Here is a 7,441-nt window from a genome sequence, read left to right as displayed (position 1 = left end):
GCCAGCGTCAGGCCGTAGCCACGCGTCTTGAGGAAATTCGGAAACGGGCGGATGAATTCGAGCACGACATCGTCGACATCGAGCACCAGCAACGGCCGGTTGTCGGCTGCCAGTTCTTCGATCTGGCGCGCTGTTTCTGGATCATCGCTCATATGGAATGCTCGTGGTTGTCATCGCCCAGCGGCAGCGACCGCAGGGCCTTGCCGACAGCAGCCGGCGGGGTGCCGGTTTCCTCGGCAAAGCGCATCAGCGTCGGCTCGTGGGCGAGGATGAATTGCAGGACACCAGCCAGGAAACCTGGCTCACTGGCGGCTTTGCGGATCGAATGGACCTCTATGCCGGTGATAGCCAGAAAGCGCGGCAAAAGCTCCGGATCGGAGGCGACAAAGCCCAGGGCCTTCACGGCAATCGATTCCGCTTCTTCGCGCATTGACGCTGCGTTTGCCATCACTACCTTCGGTGTGGAATGAGTCTCTCCCGCAGTAATGGCAAGAGTTGCTTGCGGCAAGCCATTAGAGCGTGGCGCGCCCTTTGGACGCGCAGGCGACGAGGTGGAATTCGCGCTGTTTCCAGCCGCGGATTTCCGTTTCGTCAATCATATTGCCGTAAAGTGAAGCAGGGTTTGGTGCGTTCAGACATGGGCGCATGACGGTCGCCTTCGAAGCGGAAGGGCGGCCGGGACGGGATATCGATGCCGAAGAAGGTTATGATCGTCGAGGACAATGAGCTCAACATGAAGCTCTTTCGGGACCTCATCGAGGCAAGCGGTTACGAGACCGTGCGCACCCGCAACGGTCTGGAAGCGCTCGATCTGGCACGCCAGCACCGGCCGGATCTCATCTTGATGGATATCCAATTGCCTGAGGTGTCGGGGCTTGAAGTGACCAAATGGCTGAAGGAGGACGACGAACTGCACGTCATCCCCGTCATTGCCGTGACCGCCTTCGCCATGAAAGGCGACGAGGAACGTATCCGCCAGGGTGGCTGCGAGGCTTATATCTCGAAGCCGATTTCGGTGCCGCGTTTCATCGAAACCATCAAATCCTATCTGGGCGATGCGTGATGTGCCCCTTCAGCCGAGTCGGAGCGTTATGAAATGACTGCGCGGATCCTCGTCGTCGACGATATCCCTGCCAATGTGCGGCTGCTGGAAGTGCGGCTGCTGGCCGAATATTTCGAAGTGTTGACCGCCACCAACGGGCCGGATGCGATCGAGACCTGCGAGAACGGCAAGGTCGATGTCGTGCTGCTCGATGTGATGATGCCTGATATGGACGGCTTCGAGGTCTGTCGGCGGCTGAAGAGCGATCCGGCGACATCGCACATTCCGGTGGTGATGATCACCGCGCTGGACCAGGTTTCCGACCGCGTCCGCGGGCTTGAGGCTGGCGCCGACGACTTCCTGACCAAGCCGGTCAACGACCTGCAGCTGATGACGCGCGTCAAGAGCCTGGTTCGGCTGAAGTCGCTGACCGACGAGTTGCGGCTGCGCGCCTCGACGACGCGCAACATCGGCATTGAGGAGTTGCTCAGCCGCAATTTCGCATCCGAGGACACGACGCCGAAAGTGCTTTTGATCGACGAGCGCAAAACATCCGTCGAGCGCATCCAGAAGATGCTGCGTGATCGGGCCGACCTCGATGTCACACATGATCCGCATGCCGGTTTCTTCCAGGCCGCCGAGACATCCTATGAATGCGTGATGATCTCGACCGCGTTCGCCGATTTCGATCCGCTGAGGCTCTGTTCGCAGTTGCGCTCGCTCGATCGCACCCGCTTCGTGCCGATTATCCTGCTGGCGGAGGAGGGCGAGGAGGAACGCATCATTCGCGGCCTGGAACTCGGCATCAACGACTATCTCATGCGGCCGATCGACCAGCAGGAACTGACGGCACGGCTGCGCACGCAGGTGCGCCGTAAGCGCTACAACGACCAGCTACGGGCCAGCGTCACCCAGACAATCGAAATGGCGGTGACCGACGGTCTGACCGGGCTGCACAATCGCCGCTATCTGGACAGCCATCTGCAGACGCTGTTCGATCGCGCCGTGGCACGGCGCCGGCCGCTGTCGGTGATGATCACCGACCTCGATCGCTTCAAGGCGATCAACGACGCGCACGGTCATGATGGCGGCGACGAGGTGCTGCGGGAATTCGCACGGCGGCTGCGCAAGAATGTCAGGGGTATCGACCTTGCCTGCCGCTTTGGCGGCGAGGAGTTCGTCGTGGTGATGCCGGATACCGAGGGCGCGGTGGCCGAGAAGGTGGCCGAGCGCATTCGCGCCGAAATCGCCCAGGCGGCTTTCGCCATCGGCCAGGACGGCAAGGCGATCGAAGTCACGGTCAGCGTCGGCGTGTCGTCGGTGCTGAAGGGCGTGGACACGGTGGCGGCGCTGATGAAGCGTGCCGATCTCGCGCTCTACGAAGCCAAAAGCGGCGGCCGCAATCGGGTCGTCGCCAAGGCGGCGTAGTGATCCAGCCCCGATTATCCAGTCAACCCGACAGGGTTACCCGTTTACCTTAATCCAAGCGATTCGCGAGCCTTGGTTAAGAAACTGTTGATTTTTATAAGCTCTTGCGCGACTGTGCAGGCCAAGACGAAGCCGGCACGAGGATAGACCGCCGGCTCCGGTCCCTGGGAATACCCCATGATGCTCAGGTCCGCCGCATCTCCTGGGTCCGTGGGGTCGGCCGGCCGGCGCTGGCACATAGTGGCCTCCTCGTACCGCTGCCAAACGCCGACCGGCCCCCTTCTTTCCAATGAACATCAGAGCTCCGTGCCAAGGCACGGAAGACTCTGGGTTTTTGCGCCTGAAAATCTGGATATCGTTAGGGGAAATTGCCCCGAGCGCTTGTTCCGCGGCAACCAACAGGGGAAACAATACCGTTCCTTTCCATTTCATACATATGGCGCACAAGGGGCTTGCGGCAAGACCCGGCTCCTCCCGTAAAACCGACCCGAACCAAGGTGCGGAAAACGGGAGTGATGACAATGGTTTCAGATCATGCGGTGGTGATCGCCGGGGGTGGTCCGACGGGATTGATGCTGGCGGGCGAACTGGCGCTAGCAGGCGTCGACGTTGCCATTGTCGAAAGGCGGCCGGATCAGAAACTTGCCGGCCTGCGCGCAGGCGGCCTCCATGCTCGCACCATCGAGGTGCTCGACCAGCGCGGAATTGCCGATCGGTTCCTCTCGCAAGGCCAAGTGAGCCCGTGCCGTAGGTTTTCACATGATCCGCCTGGACATCAGCGATTTCCCAACCCGGCACAATTACCTGTTGGCGCTGCGGCAGAACCACATCGAGCGCATCCTGGCCGACTGGGTCGGCGAGTTGAAGGTGCCGATCTATCGTGAACACGAGGTTGCGGGGTTTATCCAGGACGACAGCGGCGTCAACGTCGAACTGTCCACCGGTCACCGCCTGAGGGCCGCATATCTGGTCGGCTGCGACGGAGGCCGCAGCACCATTCGCAAGGCGGCCGGTATCGAGTTCGCCGGATGGGATCCGATGATGAGCTGGATGATTGCCGAGGTCGAAATGTCGGAAGAACCGCCATGGGGCTTCCGCAGCAATGCCTCCGGAATTCATGCCCTGGGTAAGATCGAGGACGGCAAGAAGGTTGGCGTCGTGCTGACGGAGCCCCGCCTGGAGGCGCGCGGCGAACCGACGCTACGCGAGCTCAGCGAGGCGCTGGCTGCCATCTATGGCACCGATCGGGGTCCACAGCCCGACCTGGCTCTCCCGCTTCACCGACATGACGCGCCAGGCTGCCGCATATCGCGACAGACGCGTGCTGCTGGCCGGCGATGCCGCCCACGTCCATCCGCCGATGGGTGGACAGGGCCTCAACATCGGCGTGCAGGATGCGGTGAACCTTGGATGGAAGCTGGCCCAGGTCATCAAGGGGATATCGCCGGAAAGCCTTCTCGACAGCTATCATGCCGAGCGCCATCCGGTTGCCGCCCGCGTGTTGCGTAACACGATGGCGCAGGTCGCGCTTCGCCGCACGGATGATCGCAGCAAGGCCTTGGCCGACACCGTTGCCGAGTTGCTCGGCATGGATGAACCCCGCAAAAAGATCGCAGCCGAGATGTCCGGCCTGTGTGTCCACTACGACCTCGGCGAGGGGCACCCGCTGCTTGGGCGGCGAATGCCCGATCTCGATCTGACCACCGCCGGCGGACCGTTGCGGGTCTTCACCTTGCTGCACGACGCGCGGCCCGTGCTGCTCAACCTCGGTGAGCCCGGCAGACTGGACATCGCGCCCTGGGCAGAACGGGTCCGGCAGATCGACGCCGGTTACGCCGGTATCTGGGACCTCCCGGCTCTCGGGAGTGTCGTTGCGCCCGACGCGGTCTTGATCCGGCCCGATGGTTATGTGGCTTGGGCCGGGGCGGGAGCCCAACGGGGCCTTGTGGACGCGCTGACCACCTGGTTCGGGCCGCCTGCTGCCGCAGGTTAGCTGACGCGATCGAAGCGATCGCGCGACCGCCTTGAGAATATTGCGTCGCTTCCTCCGACAGTGCTCCTGACAGTTGGTTGACAGGAGTTTTCAACTGTGCAGAATTGGTTGGACCATTGGACCACTCGGAGGAAATGTGGACCAGAACAGCCTGCCACCCATTCAAATCACGGCGCGCGACGACGCCGTGTTGAAGGCGTTGGTGGGATTTGTTCGCGCCGAAGCCCTGCAGCTGGGCGACAGACTCCCAACCGAACGCATTCTCGCCGAGCGGCTGAAGGTCAGCCGCAACACCGTGCGCGAGGCTCTGACACGCTGGGAAGGGCTCGGCCTCGTCGAACGCCGGCAAGGCAGCGGCACCTATCTCAAGGCGGCTGTTTCGCCTGATATGCTGCACATGCCGCTGACACTGGCCGGCGGCAATGATTTCACCAGCCTGATGCAGACGCTGGAGATCCGCCGCGCGCTGGAGGCGGAGGCAGCAGCCCTTTGCGCCGAACGCGCCAGCCAAGCCGATATTGCCGAGATCGCACGCAAGCTCGACATCATGGAACAGGCGTTCCGCACGCGCGAGGGCATGTCGTCGGAAGAGGATTGGGAGTTCCACCAGGCGATCTACCGGGTCTCGGGCAATCCGCTGTTCGAGCAGATCATCGCCGCCATGCATGAGCTGTTTCACCGCTTCTGGGAGCATCCGCTCGGCGTGCGTGACTTCGGCCACGCCAGCTTTCCCTATCACCGGACCATCTACGAACGCATTGCTGCCCGCGATCCGCAGGGCGCTCGCGCCGAGGCGCTCAAGCTGATCGCCACCGTCGAGGACGACCTCAAGCGCGGCGCGGCCAAACTCAAACTCTCGAGCCAGACATGAACGAGCATCCATCAGGTTTCGATTACGACTATCTCGCCGAAGCGGCGACGCTTTTGGCGCATGACGAACCGTTCCCCGGCGGTGCGGTGGTGCCGCCGATCTACCAGACCTCGCTGTTCACCTTCGCCAACTATGCCGAGATGGCCGAAACCTTTGCCGGCAAACGAAGGCAGCCGATCTATTCGCGCGGCGACAATCCCACGGTGATGGAGTTCGAGGCGCGCGTGGCAGCGCTCGAGGGCGCAGAAGCCGCGCGCGGCTTTTCCAGTGGTATGGCGGCGATCAGCGCCACGGTGCTTGCGTTCGTCGGTGCGGGCGAGCGCATCGTGGCGGTGCGCAATTGCTATGGCGATGCCTACCGTTTGTTCGAGCGGCTGTTGCCGCGCCTCAACATCAAGGTCGACTATGTCGACGGCTCCGACCCGGATGCGGTCGCGGCGGCACTTCCCGGCGCCAAGCTGCTTTATCTGGAAAGCCCGACCTCGATGATGTTCGAGCTGCAGGACATCGCGCATCTGACACGGTTGGCCAAGGAACAGGGCATCGTCACCACGATCGACAATTCCTGGGCGACGCCGGTGTTCCAGAAGCCGATCACGCATGGCGTCGACCTGGTGCTGCATTCGGCCTCGAAATACCTTGGCGGCCACAGCGATACGGTCGCGGGCGTCGTGGCGGGTTCGGCTGCCCACATCAAGCACATCAACGAGCAGACCTATTCCTATCTCGGCGGCAAGCTGTCACCGTTCGAGGCGTGGCTTTTGCTGCGCGGCCTGCGCACGCTGCCGCTGCGCCTGCCGCACCACATGAAGAGCGGCCTGACCATCGCCGAACGGCTGAAGGCGCATGCCGCTGTCGAGCGGGTCAACCATCCCGTCTATTCGAACCACCCAGGCAAGGCGACGCTGGCCGGCTATGCCGGGCTGTTCTCCTTCGAGGTTACGGACGAGATCGACATCCCCGTCTTCGTCGACGCGCTGAAATATTTCCGCATCGGCGTCAGTTGGGGCGGGCATGAAAGCCTGGTCGTGCCGGCCAAGGCGTCGCTGGAGCAGACGCCGGGCCTGAATTCGATGGCGCGCTTCGGCGTCAGCCCCCGAACCATCCGCTTCAATGTCGGATTGGAGAGTGTCGAAGACCTGTGGGCGGATGTCGCCCAAGCCTTCGAAAAAGCCAGAAAATAACAAGCGGGTTCAAAATGGGAGTCTTGAACATGAAAAAACTGACCGTCATGCTTGCCACCGTTGCGGGACTGGCGATTTCCGCCGGAAATGCTGTGGCCGATTCGACCCTGAAAATGGTCGAAGTCATCACCAGCCCGCCACGCACCGAATTCCTGAAGAAGCAGATCGCCGAGTTCGAAACGGCCAATCCAGGCATCAAGGTCGAGCTGATCTCGCTGCCCTGGGGGCAGGCGTTCGAGAAATTCCTGACCATGGTGCAGGCCGGCGATACGCCCGACGTGGTCGAGATGCCGGAGCGCTGGATGGGCCTCTATGCCAACAATGCCCAGCTCGAGGATCTCGGCCCGTATATGGCCAAATGGGATGACGCCAAGACGCTTGGCGACCGCGCCAAACAGTTCGGCTCGACCGTCAACAACACCCAGTTCATGATCCCCTACGGCTACTATGTGAACGCGCTGTTCTGGAACAAGAAACTGTTCAAGGAGGCCGGCCTCGATGGCCCGCCGGCGACGCTTGAAGATTTCGTCGCCGATTCCAAGAAGATTTCCGCGCTCCCGGGCAAGTACGGCTACTGCCTGCGCGGCGGGCCGGGCGCCTTCAATGGCATGCACATGTTCATGAACATCGCCGCCGGCAAGGGCGGTTACTTCAACGAGGACGGCACTTCGACGATCAACGAGGAGGGCTCGGTCAAGGGCCTGCAGATGCTGGCCGACATGTACAAGGACGGACTGGCGCCGAAGGATGCGGTGAGCTGGGGTTTCAACGAAACGGTCACCGGCTTCTATTCCGGCACCTGCGCTATGCTCAACCAGGATCCGGACGCGCTGCTCGGCATCGCCGACAAGATGAGCGCCGACGATTTCGCGGTAGCGCCATTGCCGGTCGGGCCGAGCGGCAAATCCTATCCGACACTCGGC

6 protein-coding genes and 1 pseudogene are annotated in these 7,441 nt (G+C 62.2%); 6 read left to right on the top strand and 1 reads right to left on the bottom strand.

All coding sequences use genetic code 11. The features are described 5' to 3' along the window. Window positions 1-148 precede the first annotated feature (148 nt). Window positions 149-448: a DUF3572 domain-containing protein gene (locus tag EN955_RS32930; protein WP_024503583.1), complete on the bottom strand. Its 300-nt coding sequence runs from the start codon at window positions 446-448 to the stop codon at window positions 149-151. A 243-nt stretch (window positions 449-691) separates the two neighbouring features. Here EN955_RS32930 and EN955_RS32925 point away from each other — a divergent pair, with 243 nt between their 5' ends. From EN955_RS32925 to EN955_RS32895, 6 genes and pseudogenes are all read left to right on the top strand, one after another. Then, the gene (locus EN955_RS32925) at window positions 692-1,063 is read left to right on the top strand and encodes a response regulator (RefSeq protein ID WP_013531932.1); all 372 of its coding nucleotides are present in this window, start codon (window positions 692-694) and stop codon (window positions 1,061-1,063) included. A 33-nt stretch (window positions 1,064-1,096) separates the two neighbouring features. Continuing rightward, entirely contained in the window at window positions 1,097-2,470 is a 1,374-nt protein-coding gene (locus EN955_RS32920) for a PleD family two-component system response regulator (protein WP_024503582.1), read from the top strand. A gap of 521 nt (window positions 2,471-2,991) precedes the next feature. Beyond that, window positions 2,992-4,463 (top strand): annotated as a pseudogene (locus EN955_RS32910) (FAD-dependent monooxygenase). Between the two features lie 136 nt (window positions 4,464-4,599). Further along, window positions 4,600-5,334, top strand: a complete 735-nt coding sequence (locus tag EN955_RS32905) for a FadR/GntR family transcriptional regulator (protein WP_013531928.1) — start codon at window positions 4,600-4,602, stop codon at window positions 5,332-5,334. Beyond that, window positions 5,331-6,518, top strand: a complete 1,188-nt coding sequence (locus EN955_RS32900; protein WP_024503580.1) for a PLP-dependent transferase — start codon at window positions 5,331-5,333, stop codon at window positions 6,516-6,518. Before EN955_RS32905 ends, EN955_RS32900 begins: the two co-directional genes overlap by 4 nt. A gap of 29 nt (window positions 6,519-6,547) precedes the next feature. After that, the coding region (locus EN955_RS32895) for a sugar ABC transporter substrate-binding protein (RefSeq protein ID WP_164769948.1) at window positions 6,548-7,441 on the top strand (894 nt) is incomplete at its 3' end.

Origin of the sequence: Mesorhizobium sp. M7A.F.Ca.CA.001.04.2.1 (assembly GCF_003998485.1) — a bacterium.
GTDB lineage: Bacteria > Pseudomonadota > Alphaproteobacteria > Rhizobiales > Rhizobiaceae > Mesorhizobium > Mesorhizobium ciceri.
The sequence above is the reverse complement of the archived record's forward strand: the minus strand, read 5'-3'. Positions and strand labels throughout refer to the sequence as shown.